The sequence below is a fragment of the Allobosea sp. P4_H5 genome, assembly GCF_056400825.1.
Genome location: NZ_JBFUKM010000003.1, coordinates 63,017 through 86,968 on the forward strand (window position 1 = coordinate 63,017; position 23,952 = coordinate 86,968).

Here is a 23,952-nt window from a genome sequence, read left to right on the forward strand (position 1 = left end):
TGGTTTCGGGCTCGCCTTCAGCCCGCGAGCAGGCCTTCCGCCTTGACCCAGTTGAGCGTCTTGCCCAGCGCCCGCTCGTAACGGTCGAACAGCTCGTCGATCTCGGCTTCGTTGATCACCAGCGGCGGGCAGAAGGCGACGCGGTCGCCGCCCAGCGCGCGCAGGATCAGGCCTTCCTCCTGGGCGAAGCTGGTCGACTTCAGGGCGACGCCCTTCTTGGCCTCGAACTGCGCCTTGCTCGCCTTGTCCTTGACGAACTCGATGCCGCCGATCAGGCCGACGCCGCGGGCTTCACCGATCAGCGGGTGCTCGGCGAGCTTGGTGAGGCGCTGCAGGAACCTCGGCGCGACCTTGCGGACGTGATCGATGATCCGGTCGCGCTGGTAGATCTCCAGCGTCTTGACCGCGACCGCGCAGCCGACCGGATGGCCGGCATAGGTGTTGCCGTGGCCGAAGGTGCCGATCTTCTTGCTCTGGTCGACGAGCACCTCATAGACCGACTCGTTGATCAGCACTGCGCTGAGCGGGAAATAGGCCGAGGTCAGGGCCTTAGCGCAGGAAAGCGTATCGGCCTTCATCTTGTAGGTGGTGGTGCCGAACATCTCGCCAGTGCGGCCGAAGCCGGTGATGACCTCGTCCGCGATGAAGAGGATGTCGTATTTTGCGAGGACGGCGTTGATTGCCTCGAAATAGCCCTCGGGCGGAGTGACCGCACCGCCGGCGCCCATCACCGGCTCGGCGATAAAGGCGGCGACGGTGTCCGGGCCCTCGCGCTGGATCATCTCGTCGAGCTCGGCGGCGAGACGCGCCGAGAAGTCGAGCTCGCTCTCGCCCGGCTGCGCAAAGCGGTAATGGTGCGGGCTGGAGGTGTGCAGGATGCCGGGGAGCGGCAGGTCGAAATCGGTATGGTTGGCCGGCAGGCCGGTCAGCGAGGCCGAGGCGACGGTGACGCCGTGATAGCCCTTCAGCCGCGAGATGATCTTCTTCTTCTTGGGGCGGCCGAGCGCATTGTTCATGTACCAGACCAGCTTGACCTGGGTGTCGTTGGCGTCCGAACCGGAGGCGCCATAGAACACCTTGGAGATCGGCACCGGCGCGATTTCCTTCAGCTTCTCGGCCAGCTCGATCGCCGGGTCGTGGCTGCGGCCGGAGAAGAGATGGGTGAAGGGCAGCTTCTTCAGCTGCTCATAGGCAGCCTCGGCGAGCTCCTGGTTGGAATAGCCGAGCGAGGTGCACCAGAGCCCGGCCATGCCCTCGATATAGTCCTTGCCGGTGGTGTCGTAGACGAAGACCCCCTTGCCGCGCTCGAGCACCAGCGGGCCGACTTCGCGATGCGTCGCCAGGTTGGTGTAGGGGTGGACGAGCGTCTCGATGTCGCGGACGGCGAGGTTGGTCAGCATTTCCCGGCTCCTGCTTATTTACGCGTTGTTTATGCGAGCATAGACCGCGACCTGCGCAAGCGCTGAGCGATTTTCCTGCAGATCGGGGCAGAGTCTGGCGCGGGACGGGCCCGGCTCGTCGGAATCTTGAATGACCTATACAGCATTTACTTGGTCATCCCGGACAAGCCGCCGCAGGAGGCGCCGATCCGGGATCCATTCCTGAACCGTTCCGGCATGGATCCCGGGTCTCCGCTGCGCTCCGCCGGGGATGACCGAGTGATTGAAACATAGCCGAAGGAAGCCCGGTTTCCTTCGAACGCTTCCAAACCGGCTTGCCAGCCGCCGTGGTGATGCGCATGGTTCCGCGCGCTTTCGAGAGAATCCGATGATCGATCCCGCCCGTATGGTGAACCAGCCGGCGCCCGGCCGTGACTGCGGCACGTGCACATTATGCTGCAAGGTCTATGATGTGCCGGCGGTCGAGAGCCTCGCCGGCAGCTGGTGCAAGCATTGCCTGCCCGGCAGGGGCTGCGGCATCCATGTAACGCGGCCGGATCATTGCCGCGCCTTCTTCTGCCTCTGGATGACGCAGACCTTCCTCGGGCCGGAATGGAAGCCCGACAAGGCGCGTTTCGTGCTGACCATGGACCCGGCGACGAATTGGCTGTTCGTTCAGCTCGACCCCGGCGCGCCGCAGGCCTGGCGCAAGGAACCTTATCTGACGCAGCTGCGCCGCTGGGCCGCCGCCGGCAATCGCCCGGTGATCGTCTTCCTGAACAAGTCGGCGACCGCCGTCATGCCGGAGCATGACGTGCCGCTCGGTATACTCGCTGCGGACGAGCGCCTGGTCCTGCGCGAGGAGCTCGCGGGCGGACGGCCGCGTGTGACCGTGGCGAAGGTCAAGGCGGCAGCGTGAGCGTGCCGGAGCGGCCGATGCTGCATCACCTGTCGCTTGGAGTGGTCGATATCGAGCGCGCGACCGCCTTCTACGATGCCGTGCTCGCCCCGCTGGGTTACGTCCGGGTCTGGAGCGACCTTCGACCCGGCGAGAGCAATCAGGCGGTCGGCTACGGTGTTCCAGGCGGTGGCGATGGTCTGGCGCTGAAGCACCGTCCGGACGGGCAGCGGCCGCCGGGGCCGGGATTCCATGTCGCCTTCGCGGCTCCCGGTCGGGGAGCGGTCGATGCCTTCCATCTGACAGCTCTCCAGCATGGCGGGCGCGACAATGGCGCGCCGGGGCTGCGGGCGCATTACGGCCCGCATTATTATGCCGCTTTCGTCATCGATCCCGACGGCCACAATATCGAAGCCGTGTTCGACGCGGCCATCTGACCGGAACAGGAGATTCCCTTGAGCAAGCGGGCGCGCGATTACGGCCTGGTTTGCGGCGCGCTGCCGCCCGGCCCGCTCAATGCGATCACCGATGTCGCTGGCGTCGCCGTTGGTCATTGCACGATCCGCGAGGGCGATATCCGCACAGGCTTCACCACGGTGCTGCCGCATGGCGGCGACCTTTTCCGTGAGAAAGTCCGGGCCGGCGTCGACGTCATCAACGGCTTCGGCAAGAGCGCCGGGCTGATGCAGCTCGCCGAGCTCGGCCAGATCGAGACGCCGATCCTGCTCGGCAACACCTTCTCGGTCGCGACGGGAATCGAGGCGCTGGTCGGGCGGGCGCTCGCCGGCAATCCGGAGATCGGCTGCAGCACGGGCACGGTCAACTCGCTCGTGCTCGAATGCAATGATGGCTTCCTCTCCGATATCAGGGCGCGGCGCCTGACGATCGACGATGCCGACGCGGCGCTCAATGCGGCCAGTGGTGGACCGGTCGAGGAGGGCGCGGCCGGCGCCGGCACCGGCATGAGCGCCTTCGGCTTCAAGGGCGGCATCGGCACCGCCTCGCGCCTGATCCAGCTCGATGGCCGCCGCTTCACTGTTGGCGTGCTGGTGCAGGCGAATTTCGGTAATGCCGGCGATCTCGTCCTGCCGGATGGGCGTCGCCCGGTGCCAGCGGCCGCGAGCCCGGCCCAGCCACCGGAGCGTGGCTCGGTGATCATCCTGCTGGCGACCGATTTGCCCTTGGAGAGCCGGCAGCTCACCCGCATCGCCCGGCGCTGCGGCGCGGGGCTGGCGCGCCTTGGCGCCTTCTGGGGCAATGGCAGCGGCGACATCGCCGTCGCCTTCTCGACCGCGAACCGGATCGGACATTTTGAGGAGGCCGATATCACGCCGCTCATCGTCCTCAACGAGAACCGGATCGACCTGCCCTTCCGCGCCGCAGCCGAGGCGACGCAGGAGGCGGTGCTGAACGCCATGCTCGCCGCGCCGGAGACGGTCGGGCGTGACGGCAACCGACGGCCGTCGTTGGCGGATTGCCTGTAGACTCAGGCGGCGGCGACTGGCGGCACGCGATAGCCGCCGCCCAGTTTCTCCAGCATCGCGCCGACTGCGATCGCCGTCCGGTCCTCGCCGAACGGCGCGATGATCTGCACGCCGGCCGGCAATCCCGCGTGCGAGAGCCCGACCGGTGCGCTCAGCGAGGGCAGGTCGGCGCCGGTGGCGAGGCTCGCCCAGCACAGGAAGTCGAGATAGGGCCGCTCCACCCCGTCGATGTCGAGCCGGCGGGCGTGGAAATCGGGCAGATGGTCGTGCTTTTGCGCTGCGACCGGTGCGGGCGGGCAGAGCAGCACGTCCCAGCTCTGGAAGAAGCGGGCCCATTGCCGCTTCAGGGCGAGACGGCGCTGGTGGAGCTGCTGGTAGAGGCCGGGCGTCATCCGGGCACCGCGCGCCTGCAATGCCTGATGCGAGAGATCGCCCGGCGCGAACTTCGCGGCTTGCGCCTGGATGCGGGCGCGCACCTTGGGCGGCAGGCCATAGGCGACGACTGCGTGGTTCAGCAGCGCATAGACCTCGTAAGCCTCGCTGAAACGGAAGCCCGGGCGCGCCGTTTCGCCAACGAGCGCGCCAGCTTCAGCCAGGCGGCGGCCGGCCTCGCACACCGTGTCCGAGACCTCCTTCGTGACCGGCGCGAATGGCTCCTGCGCCCAGATCGCGACGCGCAGCCCTTTGGCATCCGTCCTGCGCGGGGCGGGCAGGGGAGCGCCAGCGACGTTCGGATCGCGCGGGCCGGTCAGCACCGGCAGGATCAATTCGAGGTCTTCGCTCGCACGGACAATCGGGCCGGCGACGACAAGGTCGGCATTGCGCAGCGTGCGCCGCTCCGGCGGCGGCGGGATCAGGCCCCAGGTCGAGACCAGGCCCCAGCTGGTCTTGAGGCCGAAGACGCCGCAGGCCTGCGCCGGCCAGCGGATCGAGGAGCCGAGATCGGAGCCGAGCTCGAAGGCGCTCATCCCGGTGGTGACCGCGACCGCCGCGCCGCCCGAGGAACCGCCGGGCGAATAGTCGGGATTCCACGGGTTGTTGGTCACGCCATGGGCCGGATTGTAGCTCTGGAAATCGCCGGAGAAGACCGGAACCATGGTCTTGCCGAGGATGACCGCGCCGGCGGCGCGCAGGCGGGCGACGGCGGCGGCATCCTCCTGCGGGATGCGCTCCCTATAGGCCGGCAGGCCGCCGGAAGAGGACAGGCCGGCGACGTCGAAGGCGTCCTTGATCGTGATCGGCAGGCCTTCGAGCGGCCGGGCCTCGCCGGCGGCGATGCGCCGGTCCGATTCCGCCGCCATCGTTCGTGCCGCGTCGCGATCCTGCGCGACGATGGCGTTGAGCGACGGGTTCAGCGCGTCGATGCGGGCGAAGGTCGCTTCGAGCAGATCCATGGCGCTGAAGCGGCGGGAGAGTAGTCCGGCGCGCAGGCTGGTGGCGGAGGCGGTCAGATCGATCGAAGCCATCGGGACGTCCGGCGGGAGGGACGGAATTCGTAGCCGAATGCAGCCGCCGATGAAAACAGGCCTTCCTGCACCGCCCGCCTGCTCCGCTGCGCTGGCGACAGCGCTATCCCGCCTTCCGCCGCTCCATCGCCCGCAGGAAATCCTCGCCATCCCTGACGCCGAGCTCGTAGGCGAAGCGGATGCCGTCCCAGTTGCGGATGGTGAATTGGCTGACCGGGATCACCTGCGAGGGGCGGGCATAGGTGCGGTTCTTGATATCAGGCACCTCGGCGAAAGGCCGGGTCAGCAGCACCAGCGTCTGCTCGCCGGCCGCCTCCATCTCGGCGAGTGCCCAGGCCGGAGCACTGTCGACCAGGCCGCCATCGAGCGCGGCACGGGCGCCGATATTGCCCGCCGGCATGAAGGGCGGCACGGCGGCGCTCGCCATCAGCGCGTCGACCAGCTGCTCGGGATCGGCGCAGTCGGCGATGCGGATCAAATCGGGCCGGAAGCCGAGCTTGCGGCCGACGGTCGGGTGGACCGGTCGGCGCAGGCGCTTTTCAAGCTGGTAGGCGCCGATGCCGATGGTGGTGATGACCGGCAATGGCCAGAACCGCGGCGGCCGCGAGATCGCGATCAGGAAATCAGCCTGGGCTTTCAGCGTCGCCAGCCGCTCCGGCGTGAACAGGCTCGCGAGCATGCTGCGGTACATCTCCGCGACCGGGAAGAGCCGGCCGCCACGGCGGAAGGCGGCCCAGTCGACCTCGGAGGTGCGGCCGGTGCAGGCCTCGCGCAACATCTCGCGCACGGTGGGGCCGACGCCGAGCGCATTGTAGAGCATCGCCCCGGCGCCGGCGCTGGCGCCGACGATGCGGCGCGGCGTCAGGCCGATCCGCGGCGCGACGGTCTCGTAGAAGCCGCCCTGCCAGTAGCAGCGATTGCCACCGCCGGCATAAGCCAGGCCGGCGAACATCAGGGTGTGTCGAGGGCGCGGGCGCGCTCGCGCCAGGCCAGCACCAGCCGGTCGAGCTCGGCGAGGTCCTCGTGCGGGAGCTTGCCGAGCGTCTGGGCGACATAATCGCGCTGCGTCGTCATGCCGGCGTCGGCGAGGCGCCGGCCTTCCGGTGTTAGGTGCATCGCATAGGAGCGCCGGTCGCCGACGATGGCGCGGCGCTCGACCAGACCCGCCTGCACCAGCCGGTCGACCAGGCCGGAGACATTGCCTTTGGTGACGTAGAGCCGCTCGGCGAGCTCGCTCTGGCTGATGCCCTCGCGCTCGGTCAGGGTCGAGAGCAGGTCGAATTGCGGGATGGAAAGACCGAGCTCGCGGATGCGCGCGGTCATCTGGCCGAGCATGCGCTGATGCAGGCGCATGAAGCGGAACCAGACGCGATCCGGCTCGATGGGTTCCGGGGCGGGGATTGGGCGCGGCACTGACAAGGCGTTCATCCCTAGATCGTTTACTTGTAAACTAACTCATCTCCTAGTCGGAGGCGAGGGCTTTCGCCGCGAGCCGTCCGCTGGCTATGCTGCCAAAAAGCGAAGCAAGACGACAGGGAGAAACGCATGCTCGGGCTGATGCAGAATTGGCCGCTGCTGATCCACCGGATCATCGATCATGCAGCGATCCAGCATGGCACGCGTGAAGTCGTCTCCCGCAGCGTCGAAGGGCCGATCCGGCGCACGACCTATGCCGAGATCCGCCAAAGCGCGCTCAGGATCGGCAAGAGGCTGACGCGCGAAGGCATCCGCCTCGGCGACCGCGTCGCGACGCTCGCCTGGAACACCGACCGGCATCTTGCGCTCTGGTACGGCATCAGCGGCATTGGTGCGATCACCCACACCGTCAATCCGCGGCTGTTCCCGGAGCAGATCGCCCAATTGATCGATCATGCCGAGGATCGGCTGGTCTTCCTCGACCTGACCTTCGTGCCTCTGATGGAAGGCCTGCAGGACAAGCTGCCAACAGTCGAGCGCTACATCGTCCTGACTGACGCCGCGCATATGCCTGAGACCTCGCTCCGGAACGCCGTCGCTTACGAGGACTGGCTCGCGGAGGCCGATGCCGATTTCGCCTGGGCCGCGTTCGACGAGAACACTGCGGCCGGGCTGTGCTACACCTCGGGCACGACCGGCGGACCCAAGGGCGTGCTCTATTCGCACCGCTCCAACGTGCTGCACGCCATGGGCTGCGCGCAGCCGGACTATATGGGCCTGTCGGCACGGACCGTCGTCCTGCCGGTGGTGCCGCTCTTCCACGCCAACAGCTGGTCGCTCGCCTTCTCCGCGCCGATGAGCGGGGCGAAGCTGGTGATGCCCGGCATGAAGCTCGACGGCGCCTCGCTCCTCGACTTGCTCAACGTTGAAAAGGTGACGCTGACCGCGGCGGTGCCGACAGTCTGGCTCGGCCTGCTGCAGCATCTGGAAGCGACCGGCGGCAAGCTCGACACGCTGAAGCGCGTGGTGATCGGCGGCTCGGCCTGCCCGCGGGCGATGACCGAGGCCTTCGAGACAAAGTATGGGGTCACCGTCGATCATGCCTGGGGCATGACCGAGATGAGCCCGATCGGCTCGTTCTGCTCGATCAAGCCGATCTATTCCGAGCTCCAGGGCGAGGCGCTCTACGATCTCAAGGTCAAGCAGGGCCATCCGCAGTTCGGCGTCGAGTTCCGCCTGACCGACGATGACGGCACCGACCTGCCCTGGGACGGCAAGACCTTCGGGCGCTTGAAAGTGCGCGGGCCGGCCGTCTCCGGCGCCTATTACAGGCATGACCAGCCGATCCTTGACGAGCACGGCTTCTTCGACACCGGCGACGTCGCGACCATCGATCCGCATGGCTACATGCAGATCACCGACCGTTCCAAGGACGTGATCAAATCCGGCGGCGAATGGATTTCCTCGATCGAGCTCGAAAACCTCGCCATCGGCCATCCCGATGTGGCGGAAGCCGCGGTTATCGGCGTCGCCCATCCGAAATGGGACGAGCGGCCGCTGCTGGTGATCGTGCCCAAGCCCGGCAAGACGCCCGGCCGCGAGGAGATGCTCGCCTTCATGACCGGCAAGGTCGCGAAATGGTGGCTGCCTGACGATGTCGTGCTGGTCGAGGCGATCCCGCACACCGCGACCGGCAAGATCCAGAAGACGGCGCTCAGGGAGATGTTCCGGGAATATCGGCTGCCGGGATGAGATCCCCCTTTGACCACGGGCAATAGACTAGTCAGGTCATGGCCTGCTCTGCTGAAGGCGAACCCAGCCGTGCCTAGCCTCATAGAAGTAGAGAACTTCATAGACGCTGCGTGGTGTTGTGCCATCTGATTTGTAGAACCTGACGACGAACAATGTCCTCTGATGTTCGGAAGCAGCATCGACCGCAAAGCGTTCCTGAACCGTATCCGCATAGCGATCCATTGCATCGCGCGAAGCATCTTGCGGACTGATTATGTGGACGCGAATCCCATCTCGCTTGACGACTTTTCCGTCGCCCTCCCGATCTTCAAACGGGAAAACGAGGGTCCGATCCACGCGAAAGCTGTCGCCCTGAGCATGTGCAGTCCCGCAAACCGCAAAAAGAAAGACCACCCCGCTACTGATCATTCGTTGAAAGGCGCTCATCTCGATGCCCGCTGCCAGCGTCCGGGCAATCCGCAGCCCCGTAGCTCGATTGTATCCTTCGAAACATCTAGGCCGCATCGATAGCGCGACAGACGATCGCCCGCAGCGTTCACCGGCCAGCCCTCGGCTGGGTGCTGCATCGTCAGGGTCAGTACCGAGTCTCGCCTTCTCCATCTGCCAAAACTGCAAAGGCCTTCTTCTCGACTGAAAGAGCACGCCTCGACGCTCCCGACGCGCGCGAAACAGAGTCGGTCAGCCCCCCATACATTGCTTCGTTGCCAACAGCCTCCTGAGCCGACCAGCGGGTCATTGCCCATTGCAGGTGAGACCAATACGGCCGTCCCCACCCATCCAAGGAGAAGGGCTACCACGGGAGTCGACATCCTCGGCCGGCTCATGCGGATGCTTGCCCGCGTTTTCGTGCCACGCAGTAGATCACCAATCCCAACCCGCATAGCAGGGCAATCCCCCACCAGCCGCCAATCGTATTCGCGATCAGTGCAAGGATCGCCAATTTGAATGGGAGACCGAGAGTCAGACGGATGATTCTACTCGGATAGCTCATGATCACCGACTGCTCGGCAACATCAACCGAGGCCTGCCAGATTATAACGTTGTTGAGCTAAGGTTGCGAGATTAATTCGACGGTCTCGGATAAGCGCCTCTAATCCTGCCGGTCACCAAGACGATGCTCAGTTAGATACTGAGGAGTAACGGCTGCCGGGGTGAGAGGCTGCCATGCGCGGGCGGCGGGCGGTGGGCCTTGAAGCCAAGCCTTCCGCCGCGGTTATCTAGCTTCCAGCAAATCAGCAGGGAATCGTCCGCATGGCCAAGGAATTCGCCGGCAAGCGCGTGATCGTAATGGGCGGCAGCCGCGGTATCGGCCGCGCGATCGCGCTGGGGTTTGCAGCGCAAGGTGCCGCGGTTTCGATCTGTGCGCGGAATCCGGGGCCGCTCGAAGCGACGCGCCGGGAGATCGAAGCACTCGGCGTAACCGCGCATGCGGCAAGCGTCGACCTCGCCGATGCAAAGGCGATCGAGACCTATGTGCCGCAGGCGGTCAAGGCTCTCGGAGGCCTGGACGTCCTCGTCAACAACGCCTCCGGCTTCGGCCATTCGGATGACGAGGAGGGCTGGGCCGCCTCGCTCAACGTCGACATGATGGCCATTGTCCGCGGCAGTCATGCGGCGGTCCCGCATATGAAGCCGGGCTCATCGATCGTGAACATTTCCTCGATCTCGGCCCTGCGGGCGTCGTCGCGTTCGGCGCCCTATGGCGCGATCAAGGCGGCGGTGATGCACTACACGGCGAGCCAGGCGAAGATGCTGGCGAAGCAGGGCATCCGGGTGAACGGCGTCGCGCCCGGCTCGATCGAGTTCCCCGGCGGGACGTGGGAGGGTCGGAAGACCTCGAACCCCGAACTCTACCAGGCGACCCTGGCCAGCATCCCCTTCGGCCGGATGGGCAAGCCGGAGGAGGTCGCCGAGGTTGTGCTCTTCCTCGCTTCCGACAAGGCCGGCTGGGTCACCGCCCAGACCATCGTGGTCGATGGCGGGCAGCTCGTCGGACCCTGATTCCGGCTCATCCCTCGGGGCGGCAGCGATTGGCGTAGGGAAAGTGAAGGCCACACCGACCGGGTGTCCCGATCCAGAGGCCGAACCAAGGAGAGCGCATGGAATTCCTCCTGGTCCTCGCGTTCCTCGCCCTTTTCAGTTTGAGCGCGCTGGTCGGCATCGCCTTGCGCACGCGTCTGCACGAGCGCCATCTCACCAGCGAGAACATGGATTCGATCAGGCTGGTGACCGGGCTGATGGTCACCTTTGCCGCGCTCATTCTCAGCCTGCAATTGTCGACGGCCCGGACCCATTTCGACGTCACCAGCGGCAACCGCTCCGCCTATGCGGCTCGGCTCGCCAATCTCGATCAGTGCCTGCGCATCTTCAAAACGGCGGCCGACCCGACCAGGCTGAAACTTCAACAGTACACGGCCGCGGTGATCGCCAGCACCTGGCCCCATGAAGCGGCGCCCGAGGTTGTAGGCATGCCCGATGCGCGCGGCATGGCGGTTCGCGGCGAGGATCGGAGTCTCGCGCGTTTGATGAGCGAGGTCGGCGCGGAGGTGGACGCCCTTTCGGCCACGGGCCTCGACCATTCCGCGACCCGCTGCCGTGCGGCCTATGCGGAAGCGTCATCCGCGAGGTGGAGCGTCATCGAGGACGCGAACGCTCCGTCCGGCGCCTTCTTCGTCGGGATCCTGAGCTTCTGGCTCAGCCTGGTCTTCCTGAGCTTCGGCCTGCAGATTCCGCGCCGGGCCCTGAGTGCTATCGTGCTGGCGATTGGCGTGCTTTCCGTCTCCAGCATCATGTTCGTGATCGTCGATCTCAGCCTGCCCTATCAGGGCGTGTTCCACATCCCCAGCACGGCGATGCGCGAGGCACTTGCCGACATGTCGCGTTAGGGCGACGCGCCGAACTCCTCCAAGGATGATGAGCGCCGGAGAGCCTAGGCGTGCGACTGAGCGGGTTCAGCCGTCACGCTGCTTCCGGTATCGGAGCCCCTTCGTTGCGTTGCCTGTAGAACCGGAGAAACTCTCCGGGTGGCAAGGCCTTGGAGTAGAGCCAGCCCTGCGCGAACTCGACACCGGCGGCTTTCAGATAGGCTGCCTGCTCCGCCTTCTCCACGCCTTCCGCCACGACGACGAATGTCAGGGTATGCGCCATGTCGATGATGGATGGCGTCACGATGCTCGTGGCAGCCTCGCGGCCGATGGCATCGATGAATGACTTGTCGATCTTGAGCGCATTGAGGGGCAGGCTTTCCAGAAGGGACAGGCTGGAATACCCCGTTCCAAAATCGTCGATCGCGACGGTGTGCCCGAGTTGCCGTGCCCGTTTGAGCGTGGCGCGAGCCGCATCGGCTTCGATGAAGCTGCGCTCGGTTGCCTCGAGCCAGATTTGCGCCGGGTCGACTTGCGCTGTCTCGAGGGCGGGGGACAGCACGTCCAGGAAGCGGCCGCTCTGGATGTCTTCGGCCGAGATGTTGATCGCGATGTGCAACGAGGGATCGGCTCGCAGCGCCATCTTCATGTCTTCCAGCACCCGCGCGATCATGATGTCGGTCACGGGTGCGATCATGTGATGGTCTTCGGCATAAGTGATGAAAAGATCCGGCCGGACCCAGGTGCCGTCCGGTTTCGGCCAGCGGATAAGCGCTTCAGCTCCGACGCATCTGCCGGTCGCAAGCTCGATGATGGGCTGATAGTGCGCCACGAACTCGCGGTAGGCGATTCCGGTCTTCAGCTCGCCTGCCAGCGACATGCGCTGGCGCGATGCCCAGACGATCAACGCGATGATGCCGGCCGACATCGCCACGCCGACCGGGATGAGCTTCCAAAGCTCGCTATCGGCGCGCCAGGCGACGACGCTGTGATCAGAGATGGCGAAAGCAATGAAATCAGCGCTGCGCAGCGACGAGAACACCTTCTGACCGGTCGTTCCACTGGTCTCCTCCAGCGAGAGCTGCCGCGCCAGACGAGGATCGGTGCGCCCTGACAAGGCAAGGAGTCTGCCGTCATGTGTGGCGATCCCGATAACCATCGGGGTGTCGTACAGGACGTCGATCAGGCGTTCCTTCTTGATGAGCGCCTGGTATGGCCCGTATGCGACCGCTACCATCTCGGCGGGCGGGTGCTGCAACGTCGGCCCCGAACCTATGACGAGGCCAAAATCTTGCGACAGGACGATATCCGGCTTTCGCATCGGCTCCGGACTCGTCGAGGCCCCCCAACTGTCGCAGACCAACGTCCCATCTTTGAAAACATCGATTTTCTCTACGGAGAGGACATCCTTGGTCAATTGCTGCAATCGCTCCAGGTGGAGCGGTGAGCACAGCGCATGGTTTTCCATCACCAGCCGGCGCAAAGCATCCTTGGCTCGCGTGACCACCAGGTCGGCCCGCTGCAAGGTCCACCTCGCATAATCCTTCAAATGTACGCGTTCGGTCGCAATGGCCCGCCGTTGCGACAGGTAATAGGCAGCTGCCAGAGGTAGCAGACCCAAGCTGATGCCAAGCCCAATCGCGATGGGCAGGATCAAGCGGCGGCGCATCAAAATACCTTTCCGGATAATATCCGGGTTTATCCTAGCATATATTCGTGAGATGTTCAGTTTGGTTGTGTTTGTGTAATTATATACTTTAATGAAAGAGCTCGATAACCGTAAGGCGGCGATCTTTCGTCGAGGCGTTGTCGGGAAGAAAATCGCGGGGAGCGGGGATGAGGGCAACGCCGCGGATTAGATTGCGGCCAGAAACCCCGCGATCGCCGCGACCAGCGTGCCCTCCGCCTCGCGATGCGGGACATGGCCTACTCCCGGCAGGATCAGCGTCTCGCCGCGCCCCTCGGCGATGCGCGGGGGATGGCGGAGCGAGCCGTATTCGTCCAGTTCGCCATGGACGGCGAGGACCGGGCAGCGCATCGCGGCCAGCGGCCGGTCGAGCGTCCAGTCCGCGAAGGCGGGGGAGAGCCAGGTCCCGATCCAGGCATCGAGCACCCAGGGCGTCTTGTCGCCGTGATAGCGCGCCAGCCGGGCGAGGTTGTCCGGGTTCTGGAAATCGTGCTGCGCCACCCTGATCCCGGCCAGCGTCCGATCCTCGATGAAGGTCTGGGCGGCGATGGTGACGAGGGCCCGGCAGCGGCCGGGCCAGCGCGCTGCCGTCTCGATCGCCATGCAGCCGCCGACGCTATGGCCGCAGGCGATGAAATCGCCGAGGCCGAGCTGGTCGCAGAGCTGCGGGACGACGCTCTCCGCCTCGTCCGCGACGAAATCGAGGCCGAGCGTTCCCGGATGCGGATCGGAACGGCCGAAGCCGAGGCGGTCATAGGCGACGACGCACCGGCCGGTCGCGGTTGCCAGCTTTTCGGGGAAGCTGCGCCAGAGCTCGATCGCGCCGAGCGAGTCGTGGAAGAGCAGAACCGGCGTGAGCCGGTCCGCCTCAGGATCCGAGGGCGTCCAGCTGCGCGTGAAGATCTGGTGCTCGCCGAGGCGGAGCAGGACGTCGCGTTGGTCGATCGTCGTCACCCGGGAAAGCCCTGTCGGCCGTTGTCGAAGCGCTCATTCTGCCTGTGGCCTTGACCCGTCCGCAAGGACGCCGGCCACCCTTGAGGCGGCCGGCGGCGTGGTCAGAACTCGGCCCAGCCGCTGTCGCCATGCTTGCCGGCATTGGCGACCTTGCGTGGGGCCGGGCTGAAGGCTGTCGCGGCCAGCTGTTGCAGGCGTTGCGGCTCGGCTGCAGGCTTGCGCGCGGCTGCAGGCCGGGCGGCCGGGCGGGCCGGGGCGGCGTGAGACATGGACGCGGCGGCAGCGTCGCCTCCGGTCTTGAAGGCCGCGACGAGGTCATTGAGCTGCGTGATGCGCTGGTTGAGCGCATTGGCGCTGGCGGCGCTCTGCTCGGAGAGTGCGGCGTTCTGCTGGGTCATCTCGTCCATATGGGCGACGGTCTGGCTCATCTCCTCGATGCCGTTGGCCTGCTCGGCCGCGGCCGAGGAGATGTCGGCGATGGTCGAGGCAACCTTCTGCGAGGCCGCCAGGATCTGCGTCAGCGCGTCACCGGCCTGGCGGACCAGCTTGACGCCCTCGCCGACCTCGACGTTCGAGGAGGAGATCAGCGTCGAGATGTCCTTGGCGGCTTCGCCCGAGCGCTGCGCCAGGGTGCGCACTTCCGAGGCGACGACCGCGAAGCCCTTGCCGGCATCGCCCGCCCTGGCAGCCTCGACAGCCGCGTTGAGGGCGAGGAGGTTGGTCTGGAAGGCGATGTCGTCGATCACGCGGGTGATGTCGGAGATCTTCTTCGAGGCGTCCTCGATCCGGGCCATGGCGCTGACCGCCTTGCCGGCGATCACGCCGCCGCCCTCGGCGGCGCGCATCGCCTCCTCGGCAGTGGTCGCCGCCTGGCGCGAGGCTTGGGCAGACGCCTTGACGGAGGCCGCGAGCTCCTCGGTCGTCGCGGCGCTCTCCTCCAGCGAGGAGGCCTGCTCCTCGGTGCGCTTCGACAGATCATCCGCGCCGGTCGCGATCTCCCGTGCCGAGAGCCCGACATCCGCGGAGGTGAGCTGGATCGTCTTCACGGTCGAGGACAGGCGTTCGACGGTCTCGTTCACCGCGCTCTTCAGCTCGCCGAAGCGGCCGCGATACTGGGTGGCGATGTCCTGCGTCAGGTCGCCCTCGGCGACGCGCTGCAGCACGGCGACGAACTCAGTGGTGGCGCCGTCGACCACGGCGTTGATCTCGTTGATGCCGGCGACCAGCTTCTGCATCTGCTTATCGGCATCGTCGATCTGCAGCCGGGCCGAGAAATCGCCATCGGCCGCGGCGGCGACGACCTCGCCGACATCGGAGACGACGCGCGACATCGCCTCGGCTCGAGCCGCGCGGGCTGCCGCCTCGGCGCGCTCCTGCGCCTCGAGCGCGCGGATCTGCACCAGCTTGTCGCGGAACAGCAGCAAGGCGGTGGCGACGGCGCCGACCTCGTCATTGCGCCCGGTCTGCGGGATCGGCGTCTCGAGCTCGCCATTAGAGAGCCCGTCGATGCTGGTCCTGACCGCGGCGAGCGGCCGGATGACGCGCGAGACGATCACGGCGCCAGTCGCAAGCATCAGTGCGACCAGCGTTGCCAGCAGGACGTTGAAGACCCACTGGATCCGGTTGACGGTGGCGCCGGTCGCGGCGAGAAGTGCGTTGGTGCGCGCCTCGACCAGCCCGAAGAACTCGTCGACCGGCTTCATGATTTCGCCCTTCATCCGATCGTAATCGGCTGAAAACAGCAGCTCGCGGGCGAGGTTGAGGTCACGCTCCTTCTTGACGGTGTATTTGCCGCTGCCATCCTCGAACAGGCCCTTGGCGGCGTTCATGGCGCGGGTTTCGAGTGCGACGAGACCATCTGATTTGGCGGCGGCCTGGCCGAGCTTGGCGAATTCAGCCTCGGTGAAACCGGCCTCCTTCATCTCGGTCAGCAGAGCCTTGGTCTGGCCCGGGCCGCGGGGGCGCACGGCATTGTCGAGGACGAGGTCCCAGTAGATCCGGTGCGGCTCGAGTGGACGGGGCTTCTCGCCGCTGCGCATGGCGATGACTTCGAGATATTGCTGCTCATAGCGCGGGTTGCCGGTGACCGCGAAGGTCCGCGCCAGCCGGGTCAGATCGTCCGAGCTCTGCCGGAACTCGTCGGCGAGCAGATAGGATGCGTAGGCCTGGCGATAGGCGCCGGCCCGGGCATCGACAGCCTGCTGCTGGAAATACCACGCCCCGATGATGGCTGCGATCAGGGCAGCGTAGAGCCCTGCGATGCACAGGAATATCTGCTTGATGGAGAGATTGGCGGCCAGGCGCATGCTGATGGTCCTAGACAGTGTGGGAACAAGGGGGGATCGGGCGCGCGCGTCGCAACGCGGCTTGAACGGGGAGCATCAATCGACGGGGCGCCACATCGCAGGCGTGGTCACGCCGATCGGAAAGGACAGATGGTCGTCGGAGGGGAGATGTTTATCTGGTCGGGCAACGTGGCCGCGATAGAGCATGCTGGGAAATCCAGGGTGCCAATTTTCTAGGCAAATCGTGCTCTTAGATAGTAAATTTTTACTAAATACTTTTCTTGGGTCGATCGTGCTGCCCTAGTTTCTTACGAAGGGCGCCATCTATGGTTGTGCATGTTTCTGCTTGATTCGTTTCTAGTGATGTCGATTTGCTGCCAGAGGTATAATTGCGCGCTGTGCGTGTTTTGAATTCAGAATTCAACTTTAGCTATTCTTGGTGGTCAAATGCCGGAGTTGCTGACCGCCATTGCCACGGGGGCAGCCAGCTGTTTCAGCCGGTCTCGACTTCGAGCGCTTCGGCCAGGAAGCCAGCCAACGCCCGCACGGCCGGCGTCGGGCGTCCCGGCGCAAGATGCAGCGCGATCTCGGAGGCCGGCAGGGCCGGCAGCCCGTCCGCCTCACCGAGCAGGCGCAGGCCTTCGCGCGCCGTGCCGGCCTTGACAACGGTCAGCGCCCCGCCAGCGGCGGCGACCGCCTCGACCGCGCCGATGCTGGAGGAGGAGAACAGGATGCGCCAGGGCCGGCTGGCCTCGTTCAGCGCGGCGAGCGCCCATTCACGGTACATGTTCGGCGCCTTGAGCAGCGCCAGCGGCAGCGGCCCGGCGGGCGGAAAATCGTGCCGGTCGGACCAGGCCCAGGCGGTACGCTCGCTGCGCAGCACCTCGCCGCTGCCGTCCCCGGCCTTCTGCGTCGCCAATACGAGGTCGAAGGCCTCGCCGAGGCTGCCGATCAGGTCGCGGGTGAAGCCGGTGGTGACCTCGAGCTCGACCTCCGGATGCGAGCGGGCGAAGCGGGCGAGCGTTTCGGGTAGGACGACGGTGGCGTAATCGTCCATCACCGCGAGCCGGACGCGGCCGGAGACGTTTCGTGCCCTGACAACGTCGAGCGCCTCGTCATGCAGCGCGACGATGCGGCGGGCGTAACCGAGGAAATCCTCGCCGGCGCGGGTCAGGAGCACCTCCTGCGGCGAGCGCTGCAGCAGGGTCTGGCCGGCGATCTCCTCGAGCTTGCGCACCTGCGTCGAGATCGTCGACTGCGTGCGGGCGAGCGCGGCGGCGGCGCGGGTGAAGGAGCGCAGCTCCGCGATGGTGACGAAGGAACGCAGCAGGTCGATGTCGATATTGCGCAGCATTGCGAAGCCTTTCGCGCCCGCAGCATGGACGGCGCCGATCATCCAAATCGAATAATTCAATTTTGGCTGGCCGTGCGCGCCCGCTAGCTATAGGGCAAACCCTTCTGTTCGGGCGTCGCGTCAACGAGGTCAAGCATGCCGAGGCTGAGATCTGCCACCACCACCCACGGCCGCAACATGGCCGGTGCCCGCGGGCTCTGGCGCGCCACCGGCATGAAGGACTCGGACTTCGGCAAGCCGATCATCGCGGTGGTGAACTCCTTCACCCAGTTCGTGCCGGGCCACGTCCACCTGAAGGACCTCGGCCAGCTCGTCGCGCGCGAGATCGAGAAGGCCGGCGGCGTTGCCAAGGAGTTCAACACCATCGCGGTCGATGACGGCATCGCCATGGGCCATGACGGCATGCTCTATTCGCTGCCCTCGCGCGAGCTGATCGCCGACAGCGTCGAATACATGGTCAATGCGCATTGCGCCGACGCGATGGTCTGCATCTCCAATTGCGACAAGATCACGCCCGGCATGCTGATGGCGGCGATGCGCCTGAACATCCCGGTCGTATTCGTTTCGGGCGGGCCGATGGAGGCCGGCAAATACATCGCCGAGGGCGTGCTGAAGAAGGTCGACCTGGTCGACGCCATGGTCGCCGCCGCCGACAGCAAATACTCGGACAGCGAAGTCGAGGTGATCGAGCGCTCGGCCTGCCCGACCTGCGGCTCCTGCTCGGGCATGTTCACCGCCAATTCGATGAACTGCCTGACCGAGGCGCTGGGACTGGCGTTGCCGGGCAATGGCTCAACGCTGGCGACCCATGCCGACCGCAAGCGCCTCTTCGTCGAGGCCGGCCATCTGATCGTCGACATCGCCAAGCGCTATTACGAGCAGAACGACGAGAGCGTGCTGCCGCGCAATGTCGCGAGCTTCACGGCGTTCGAGAACGCGATGACGCTCGACATCTCGATGGGCGGTTCGACCAACACGGTGCTGCATTTGCTGGCGGCGGCGCATGAGGCCGAGATCGACTTCACCATGGCCGATATCGACCGGCTGTCGCGCAACGTGCCGGTGCTGTGCAAGGTCGCCCCGGCCGTCGCCAACGTGCATATGGAGGACGTCCATCGCGCCGGCGGCATCATGGCGATCCTCGGCGAACTCGATCGGGCCGGGCTGCTCGATACCTCGCTGCCGACCGTCCACAGCGCCACGATGGCCGAGGCGCTGGAGCGTTGGGACATCAGGCAGACGCAGAGCGAGGCGGTGCGCTCGTTCTACAGCGCTGCGCCCGGCGGCGTGCCGACGCAGGTCGCATTCAGCCAGGACCGGCGCTATGAGGAACTCGACCTCGATCGGCAGACCGGTGTCATCCGCGACAAGGCGCATGCGCATTCGCAGGATGGCGGCCTCGCCGTGCTCTACGGCAATATCGCGCTCGACGGCTGCATCGTGAAGACGGCCGGCGTCGACGCCTCGATCCTGACCTTCTCAGGCAAGGCGGTGATCTTCGAGAGCCAGGACGCGGCGGTCGAGGGCATCCTCAACAACAAGGTCAAGGCCGGCGAGATCGTGCTGATCCGCTATGAGGGGCCGCGCGGCGGGCCGGGCATGCAGGAGATGCTCTATCCGACGAGCTATCTGAAGTCGAAGGGACTCGGGAAAGCCTGCGCGCTGATCACCGACGGGCGCTTCTCCGGTGGTTCGTCGGGCCTCTCGATCGGCCATGTCTCGCCGGAAGCGGCCGAAGGCGGCGCGATCGGCCTGGTCGAGAGCGGCGACGTGATCGAGATCGATATCCCCAATCGCGGCATCAGCCTCAAGGTTTCCGACGAGGAGATGGTGCGCCGCCGTGCGGCGATGGAAGCCAAGGGCAAGGATGCCTGGAAGCCGGCGGCGCCGCGCAAGCGCAAGGTCACGACCGCGCTGAAAGCCTATGCGGCGCTGGCGACCAGCGCGGCCAAGGGGGCGGTGCGCGCGATCGATTGAACCCGACCTGAGCCTGCGGAGGCCCCGGCATGAGCGAGCTCTGGGGTGTGGTGGCTGCGGCAGCCTCGAGCGCGCTTGGAGGGACTTCCATCGCCGCGACCCGCTATCTCGTCGGCCATCTCGATCCCCTTGCGATCGGCTCCTTCCGCTTCGGCATCGGCTGCCTGTTGCTCGTGCCGGTTGCCCTGCTGGGCGACCGGCGTTGGCCCGATCGCAAGGACTGGCTCCAGACCGCCGGGCTCGGGCTGCTCTTCTTCGCGATCTTCCCGATCCTGTTCAACGCGTCGCTGATCTATACGAGCAGCGCACGCGGGGCGCTGGCGTTGTCTACCTTGCCGCTGCTGTCGCTGGTCGTCGGCGCGGCGCTCGGCCGCGAGCGATTGACGGCGCGCAAGACCATCGGTGTGCTGGTCGCCATGGCGGGCGTCGGCTTCGCGCTGCTCTCCGGCCTCGGTCACGCACCGCCACAGGCCTGGCGCGGCGATCTCCTGATGATCGCGGCGGCGTTCTGCATGGCGCTTTACGGCATCTGGTCGAAGCCGGTGATCCGCCGCTGCGGGCCGATCCCGTTCACGGCGGTCGCGATGGCGGTCGGTGCTTCGGCGTTGGTCCTGATCTCGGCCGTGCGCGGCAGCTTCGATGCGATCGCGCAGTTTGCCGTCCCGCAATGGTCGGCGGCGCTCTATCTCGGCGTGATCGGCGCCGCGCTGACCTTCTATCTCTGGGCCTTCGCCCTCGGGCGGGCGTCGCCGACCAGCGTCGCGGTCACCGTCACGGTCAACCCGGTCACGGCCTCGCTGGTGGCCGCCGTGCTGCTGAACGAGCCGATCGGCTGGAATCTCGTCATCGGGATCGTCTTCGTTGGGATCGGCATCTGGCTCGCGACGACGGACGGGCAGGATCGTTCGACCCGGCAAGGTGCAGGTTGAACGAACCGGGCGTCACATCTTCGCCACGGATCGTCCGGACAAAAGCCGCATCGACGCACCCGTGCGGTCCCGCGCTGGCGCGCCCTGATTTCGGAGGCGATCTTGCCGGCATTCCTGATCGCGATCCTGCTCTGGCTTGGGCTCGCCTCCAGTTCGATCGCGCAGGCGCCGCCGGCAATCCTCTCCGACAACGCCGATTCGATCGCGGTGGTGATCGGCAACAAGGCTTACAAGCAGACCAGCACGGTCGACTTCGCCCATAACGACGCCGAGGCGATCAAGGCCTGGCTCACCGGCACGCTGGGTTTCCGCGAGCAGAACGTCTTCCTCTTGAAGGATGCGACGCTCGGCGAGCTCACCCAGATGTTCGGCAGCGAGGCCAATCCGCAGGGCGGCAAGCTCTGGCGCAGCGCGGTCGAGGGCCGTTCCAACGTCTTCGTCTACTATTCCGGCCATGGCGTGCCGGATCTTGCGACGCGCCAGCCCTTCCTGCTGCCGCAGGACGGCAATCCCAATGCGAGCGAGAGCGGCTATGCCCTGCAGACGCTCTACCGCAATCTCGAGCTGGTCCGGCAGAAGATCGGGGCGCAGCGCCAGCTGATCGTGATGATCGATGCCTGCTTCACCGGCGAGACCGGTCGCAAGGGCGAGAGCCTGCTCGCGGTCTCGGCACCGGGCTTCACGCCGGCAAAACCGCGTACAGGCACCGGCATCGTCAAGCTGGTCGCGACCTCTGGCACGACGCCGGCGAACTGGGACGAAGGCCAGAAACTCGGCCTGTTCACCAGCCGCTTCCTGATGGGCGCGGCAGGGCTAGCGCGGCCGGCCGGCGCTCCCGAGACCGGGCCGCTCGCCTGGTCCGATCTGCAGCGCTATCTCAAGGACAGCGTCGAGGCCGCGGCCCGGCGCGACAGCGGGCGCGAGCAGGTGCCGGAGATCGACCTTGCCTCGATCGCCCTGCCGGTGGCGCAGCCGGTGCCGGCGGTGGCGCGCGCCGTGGCATTGGCACGCGACGAGGCCAACTGGCAGCGGGCCAAGGCCGCCGGCGAGCGCAGCGCGCTCGAGGGTTATGTCGCGCTCTGCGGCGAGACCTGCGGATATCGCGAGGCGGCGATGGCGCTGCTGCTCGACAAGCGTCGCAGCGGCGAAGCCGCGACCGACGAGCAGAACTGGATCAGGTTCGGCGGCTCCGGCAAGTACGAGGACTATCTCAAGGGCTGCGGCACGGTCTGCGCCTATCGCTCGCTGGCAGAGGGCTATCTCGGCCGCACCGATGCCTCGCGCGATCCGCGTGTGCAGGACTGCGACGAGCTCGCCGGCGATCCCAGCGATCCCGACAGGCGCGAAGGCGTCAAGGGCGTGAAGTTCGCGCGGATCGATGCCCGCGCCGCGATCGCGGCTTGCAAGCAGGCGGCGGAGTCGCAGCCGCAGATCAGGCGGCTCTCCTACCAGCTCGGCCGGGCCTATGACAAAGCCGAGCGCTACAAGGACGCGCTCGTGGCCTACGACAAGGCGGCCGATGCCGGCAGCGCTGCGGCGATGAACAATCTCGGCGCGCTCTACGAGAACGGCCAGGGCAGCAAGGTCGAGCTGCAGAAGGCCTTTACGCTCTACGAGCAGGCGGCAGGCACCGGCAACGCCATCGCGATGAGCAATGTCGGGCGCATGCTGCAATATGGCCGCGGCCGGCCGCGCGACGAGGTGGCATCCTTGCGCTGGTACCAGAAGGCGGCCGAGGCGGGCGACGCCTTCTCGATCGCCAAGCTGGTACCGGCCTATCTCGAAGGCCGACCGGGCTTTCCGAAGAACCCGCAGAAGGGTTTCGATCTGTTCCGCCAGGCGGCCGACAAGGGCGATCCGATCGCGATGGTCTCGATGGCGACGCTGATCGACAATGGCTTCGGCTCCTTCTTTCCCGGCACGAACTCGCTGCAGATGCTGATGAAGACACTGGAAAAGGGCGAGGCTGGCGCCGCGGCGATTTCCGCCAGCGACGTTTCCGAGCAGAAGCTGAAGCCGGACACGGTGCGGGCCTTGCAACGCGCCGCCCAGAAGGCCGATCATTACAGCGGCGCGATCGATGGCCGCTTCAATCCCGTTTTCGTGCGGGCGCTGGACGGCTATGCGCGGTCGCTGGAGCAGGAGCACTAGAACCCGGCCGTGAGCGGTTTGCTGCGTAGCCTCTTCGTCGCCGGACTGGTCGTCGCCGGGAGCTGCGCCGCACGCGCCGATGCGCTCTCGGCCTGGCTCGACACCATCGCGGCCTGCTCGGGCAAGCGCGATCTCTCGCTCGCCGTGGTCGGCTTCGATGCCGGCCAGCAGGTCTTGTCGCGCACCCAGGCCGACGAGGTCCGGCTCGCCATCGAGAGCCGCCTGCAGAGCGAAGGGCGGGTCAGGCTGGCAGCGAGTGCCGACGTCGTCCGCATCAAGACGCTGCGCGACAGTCTCAATCTGCAGAAGCCGGGCGAAGCCGAGGCGCAGATCCGGCGGGCGTTCGACGGCGATGCCAGCGTGTTCTTCACCGCGCCCGCGAGGCAGGAGGATAAAGCGAGCTTCCGCCTGCAGGCGATCGCCCAGACAGGCGACTGCAAGGCGACCAGCGAGCCGGTGGAGATCGCGATCCGGATCAAGCCCGGCGTGGTCGACGTCGATCAGGTGATGAGCCGGGCGGTCGCGAACCTCGTGCGCGCAGCGCCCGATCTCAAGCGGGTCGATATCTGCCCCTTCGCCGCGGTCAGCGGCTACAGCACCTGCAGCGCAGCGCTCGGCGAGCGGCTGCTGCTGGCGCTCGACGCTGAATCGCGTTCCGACGACCGTGTCCTGCGCGCCCGGCCGCTGGAGATCCGCAAGGCGGCGCCCGGCCAGTGTGCGGCGTCCAGCGGCGAGGTGACGACGCGCGGCCGTTTCGACAGAGACCGCGACGGCCAGAGCTGGATGGAGCTTGAGTTCCGTCGCGGCGGCGCCGTGCTGGCACTGAGCGGGCGCAATCGTATCCCGGTCGAGGGGCTAGGCTGTGACCCGGCGGTGAGGCCCTTCCTCGAACATGTCGCCGCCACCGCCGGCTCGGAGCGGGCCCGGCTCGCTTTGCTGCCGGCGGCTTCGCCCTTCGCGAAAGGGAGGCGGCTCGATGTCCGCATCGAGGGCAAGGCCGGGACGCGGCTGTCCTGCTGGGTGCTGGCGCCGGACGGCACGGCCTCCGTGGTGCTGCCGGTGCGCGGCGAGGAGGGCAGGAGCGTGCTGCGCGTTGGCGGCCAATCCTACCCCTATGATTTCGGGCTGAACGACATCGTGCTCGACGCCGCCTTCGAGAACCTCTTTGCCTGCTTCGGCACCGACGCCGAGCTGCCGGCAGTCTTGCGCGAGCGCTGGCTCAAGGCGGCGCCGAGCGCGAACGATGATGCGGCGACGCTGTCGCCGGGCGAGGTGCTCGATCTGATCGAGACGCTGCGGGCCGTGCCGGGCGTGGTCGAAGCGACGGTGCCGATCGTCGTGCGCTGACGAGGACGC

General features: G+C 66.5%; 19 protein-coding genes. 10 read left to right on the top strand and 9 right to left on the bottom strand.

The genetic code is table 11. From position 1 onward, the window contains the following. Positions 1–17: 17 nt before the first annotated feature. A complete protein-coding gene (locus AC1DS0_RS06795) occupies positions 18–1,400 on the bottom strand; it encodes an aminotransferase (RefSeq protein WP_476813618.1) in 1,383 nt (460 codons plus the stop codon). A 367-nt stretch (positions 1,401–1,767) separates the two neighbouring features. On the opposite strand from AC1DS0_RS06795, the gene AC1DS0_RS06800 reads away from it, so the two are divergent. From AC1DS0_RS06800 to AC1DS0_RS06810, 3 genes are read left to right on the top strand one after another with little or no spacing between them, the layout of a single operon-like run. Next, positions 1,768–2,298, top strand: coding sequence for a hypothetical protein (locus AC1DS0_RS06800; RefSeq protein ID WP_476813619.1), 531 nt, complete (start codon positions 1,768–1,770; stop codon positions 2,296–2,298). Positions 2,299–2,315: 17 nt separating this feature from the next. Then, a complete protein-coding gene (locus tag AC1DS0_RS06805; protein ID WP_476813620.1) occupies positions 2,316–2,714 on the top strand; it encodes a VOC family protein in 399 nt (132 codons plus the stop codon). Between the two features lie 18 nt (positions 2,715–2,732). After that, positions 2,733–3,761, top strand: a complete 1,029-nt coding sequence (locus tag AC1DS0_RS06810) for a DmpA family aminopeptidase (RefSeq protein ID WP_476813621.1) — start codon at positions 2,733–2,735, stop codon at positions 3,759–3,761. 2 nt (positions 3,762–3,763) lie between these two features. Here AC1DS0_RS06810 and AC1DS0_RS06815 read toward each other — a convergent pair whose 3' ends face one another. The 3 genes from AC1DS0_RS06815 to AC1DS0_RS06825 all read right to left on the bottom strand — a co-directional run bounded on the left by AC1DS0_RS06815 (position 3,764) and on the right by AC1DS0_RS06825 (position 6,655). Continuing rightward, on the bottom strand, positions 3,764–5,227 hold the full coding sequence (locus tag AC1DS0_RS06815) for an amidase family protein (protein ID WP_476813622.1): 1,464 nt from the start codon (positions 5,225–5,227) through the stop codon (positions 3,764–3,766). Positions 5,228–5,330: 103 nt separating this feature from the next. Next, positions 5,331–6,179, bottom strand: a complete 849-nt coding sequence (locus AC1DS0_RS06820) for a patatin-like phospholipase family protein (RefSeq protein ID WP_476813623.1) — start codon at positions 6,177–6,179, stop codon at positions 5,331–5,333. Further along, positions 6,179–6,655 carry a MarR family winged helix-turn-helix transcriptional regulator gene (locus tag AC1DS0_RS06825; protein ID WP_476813624.1) on the bottom strand — a complete coding sequence of 159 codons (477 nt, stop codon included), beginning with the start codon at positions 6,653–6,655 and terminating at the stop codon, positions 6,179–6,181. The genes AC1DS0_RS06820 and AC1DS0_RS06825 overlap by 1 nt, the downstream gene beginning before the upstream one ends. Before the next feature lie 117 nt (positions 6,656–6,772). Here AC1DS0_RS06825 and AC1DS0_RS06830 point away from each other — a divergent pair, with 117 nt between their 5' ends. Continuing rightward, positions 6,773–8,395, top strand: coding sequence for a long-chain-fatty-acid--CoA ligase (locus AC1DS0_RS06830; protein ID WP_476813625.1), 1,623 nt, complete (start codon positions 6,773–6,775; stop codon positions 8,393–8,395). Between the two features lie 36 nt (positions 8,396–8,431). Here AC1DS0_RS06830 and AC1DS0_RS06835 read toward each other — a convergent pair whose 3' ends face one another. Continuing rightward, on the bottom strand, positions 8,432–8,821 hold the full coding sequence (locus AC1DS0_RS06835) for a hypothetical protein (protein ID WP_476813626.1): 390 nt from the start codon (positions 8,819–8,821) through the stop codon (positions 8,432–8,434). A gap of 825 nt (positions 8,822–9,646) precedes the next feature. Between AC1DS0_RS06835 and AC1DS0_RS06840 the strand changes: the two genes are divergently transcribed. Together AC1DS0_RS06840 and AC1DS0_RS06845 are read left to right on the top strand one after the other, a co-directional pair. Next, entirely contained in the window at positions 9,647–10,396 is a 750-nt protein-coding gene (locus tag AC1DS0_RS06840) for an SDR family NAD(P)-dependent oxidoreductase (protein WP_476813627.1), read from the top strand. Between the two features lie 98 nt (positions 10,397–10,494). Beyond that, entirely contained in the window at positions 10,495–11,280 is a 786-nt protein-coding gene (locus AC1DS0_RS06845; protein ID WP_476813628.1) for a bestrophin-like domain, read from the top strand. Positions 11,281–11,353: 73 nt separating this feature from the next. Here the strand turns inward: AC1DS0_RS06845 and AC1DS0_RS06850 are convergent, their stop codons facing one another. From AC1DS0_RS06850 to AC1DS0_RS06865, 4 genes are all read right to left on the bottom strand, one after another. Next, positions 11,354–12,928 (bottom strand): EAL domain-containing protein, encoded by a 1,575-nt coding sequence (locus AC1DS0_RS06850; protein ID WP_476813629.1) that lies wholly within the window; start codon positions 12,926–12,928, stop codon positions 11,354–11,356. Between the two features lie 186 nt (positions 12,929–13,114). Further along, positions 13,115–13,900: an alpha/beta fold hydrolase gene (locus AC1DS0_RS06855; RefSeq protein ID WP_476813630.1), complete on the bottom strand. Its 786-nt coding sequence runs from the start codon at positions 13,898–13,900 to the stop codon at positions 13,115–13,117. A gap of 101 nt (positions 13,901–14,001) precedes the next feature. Beyond that, positions 14,002–16,206 carry a methyl-accepting chemotaxis protein gene (locus AC1DS0_RS06860; RefSeq protein WP_476813631.1) on the bottom strand — a complete coding sequence of 735 codons (2,205 nt, stop codon included), beginning with the start codon at positions 16,204–16,206 and terminating at the stop codon, positions 14,002–14,004. Positions 16,207–16,678: 472 nt separating this feature from the next. Continuing rightward, positions 16,679–17,599 carry a LysR substrate-binding domain-containing protein gene (locus tag AC1DS0_RS06865; RefSeq protein ID WP_476813632.1) on the bottom strand — a complete coding sequence of 307 codons (921 nt, stop codon included), beginning with the start codon at positions 17,597–17,599 and terminating at the stop codon, positions 16,679–16,681. 75 nt (positions 17,600–17,674) lie between these two features. Between AC1DS0_RS06865 and ilvD the strand changes: the two genes are divergently transcribed. From ilvD to AC1DS0_RS06885, 4 genes are all read left to right on the top strand, one after another. Beyond that, positions 17,675–19,516: a dihydroxy-acid dehydratase gene (gene ilvD / locus AC1DS0_RS06870; protein ID WP_476813633.1), complete on the top strand. Its 1,842-nt coding sequence runs from the start codon at positions 17,675–17,677 to the stop codon at positions 19,514–19,516. Between the two features lie 29 nt (positions 19,517–19,545). Beyond that, positions 19,546–20,445, top strand: a complete 900-nt coding sequence (locus AC1DS0_RS06875; protein WP_476813634.1) for a DMT family transporter — start codon at positions 19,546–19,548, stop codon at positions 20,443–20,445. Between the two features lie 102 nt (positions 20,446–20,547). After that, positions 20,548–22,596 carry a caspase family protein gene (locus AC1DS0_RS06880; protein WP_476813635.1) on the top strand — a complete coding sequence of 683 codons (2,049 nt, stop codon included), beginning with the start codon at positions 20,548–20,550 and terminating at the stop codon, positions 22,594–22,596. Between the two features lie 9 nt (positions 22,597–22,605). Then, positions 22,606–23,943, top strand: coding sequence for a hypothetical protein (locus AC1DS0_RS06885; protein ID WP_476813636.1), 1,338 nt, complete (start codon positions 22,606–22,608; stop codon positions 23,941–23,943). Positions 23,944–23,952 lie beyond the last annotated feature (9 nt).

Bases quoted from the DNA above. Each gene is read 5' to 3' on its own strand.
- AC1DS0_RS06800 (WP_476813619.1), top strand. From the start codon at position 1,768: ATGATCGATCCCGCCCGTATGGTGAACCAGCCGGCGCCCGGCCGTGAC.
- AC1DS0_RS06850 (WP_476813629.1), bottom strand. From the start codon at position 12,928: ATGCGCCGCCGCTTGATCCTGCCCATCGCGATTGGGCTTGGCATCAGC.
- AC1DS0_RS06795 (WP_476813618.1), bottom strand. From the start codon at position 1,400: ATGCTGACCAACCTCGCCGTCCGCGACATCGAGACGCTCGTCCACCCC.
- AC1DS0_RS06845 (WP_476813628.1), top strand. From the start codon at position 10,495: ATGGAATTCCTCCTGGTCCTCGCGTTCCTCGCCCTTTTCAGTTTGAGC.
- AC1DS0_RS06860 (WP_476813631.1), bottom strand. From the start codon at position 16,206: ATGCGCCTGGCCGCCAATCTCTCCATCAAGCAGATATTCCTGTGCATC.
- AC1DS0_RS06805 (WP_476813620.1), top strand. From the start codon at position 2,316: ATGCTGCATCACCTGTCGCTTGGAGTGGTCGATATCGAGCGCGCGACC.
- AC1DS0_RS06820 (WP_476813623.1), bottom strand. From the start codon at position 6,179: ATGTTCGCCGGCCTGGCTTATGCCGGCGGTGGCAATCGCTGCTACTGG.
- AC1DS0_RS06830 (WP_476813625.1), top strand. From the start codon at position 6,773: ATGCTCGGGCTGATGCAGAATTGGCCGCTGCTGATCCACCGGATCATC.
- AC1DS0_RS06875 (WP_476813634.1), top strand. From the start codon at position 19,546: ATGAGCGAGCTCTGGGGTGTGGTGGCTGCGGCAGCCTCGAGCGCGCTT.
- AC1DS0_RS06835 (WP_476813626.1), bottom strand. From the start codon at position 8,821: ATGAGCGCCTTTCAACGAATGATCAGTAGCGGGGTGGTCTTTCTTTTT.
- AC1DS0_RS06815 (WP_476813622.1), bottom strand. From the start codon at position 5,227: ATGGCTTCGATCGATCTGACCGCCTCCGCCACCAGCCTGCGCGCCGGA.
- ilvD (WP_476813633.1), top strand. From the start codon at position 17,675: ATGCCGAGGCTGAGATCTGCCACCACCACCCACGGCCGCAACATGGCC.
- AC1DS0_RS06840 (WP_476813627.1), top strand. From the start codon at position 9,647: ATGGCCAAGGAATTCGCCGGCAAGCGCGTGATCGTAATGGGCGGCAGC.
- AC1DS0_RS06825 (WP_476813624.1), bottom strand. From the start codon at position 6,655: ATGAACGCCTTGTCAGTGCCGCGCCCAATCCCCGCCCCGGAACCCATC.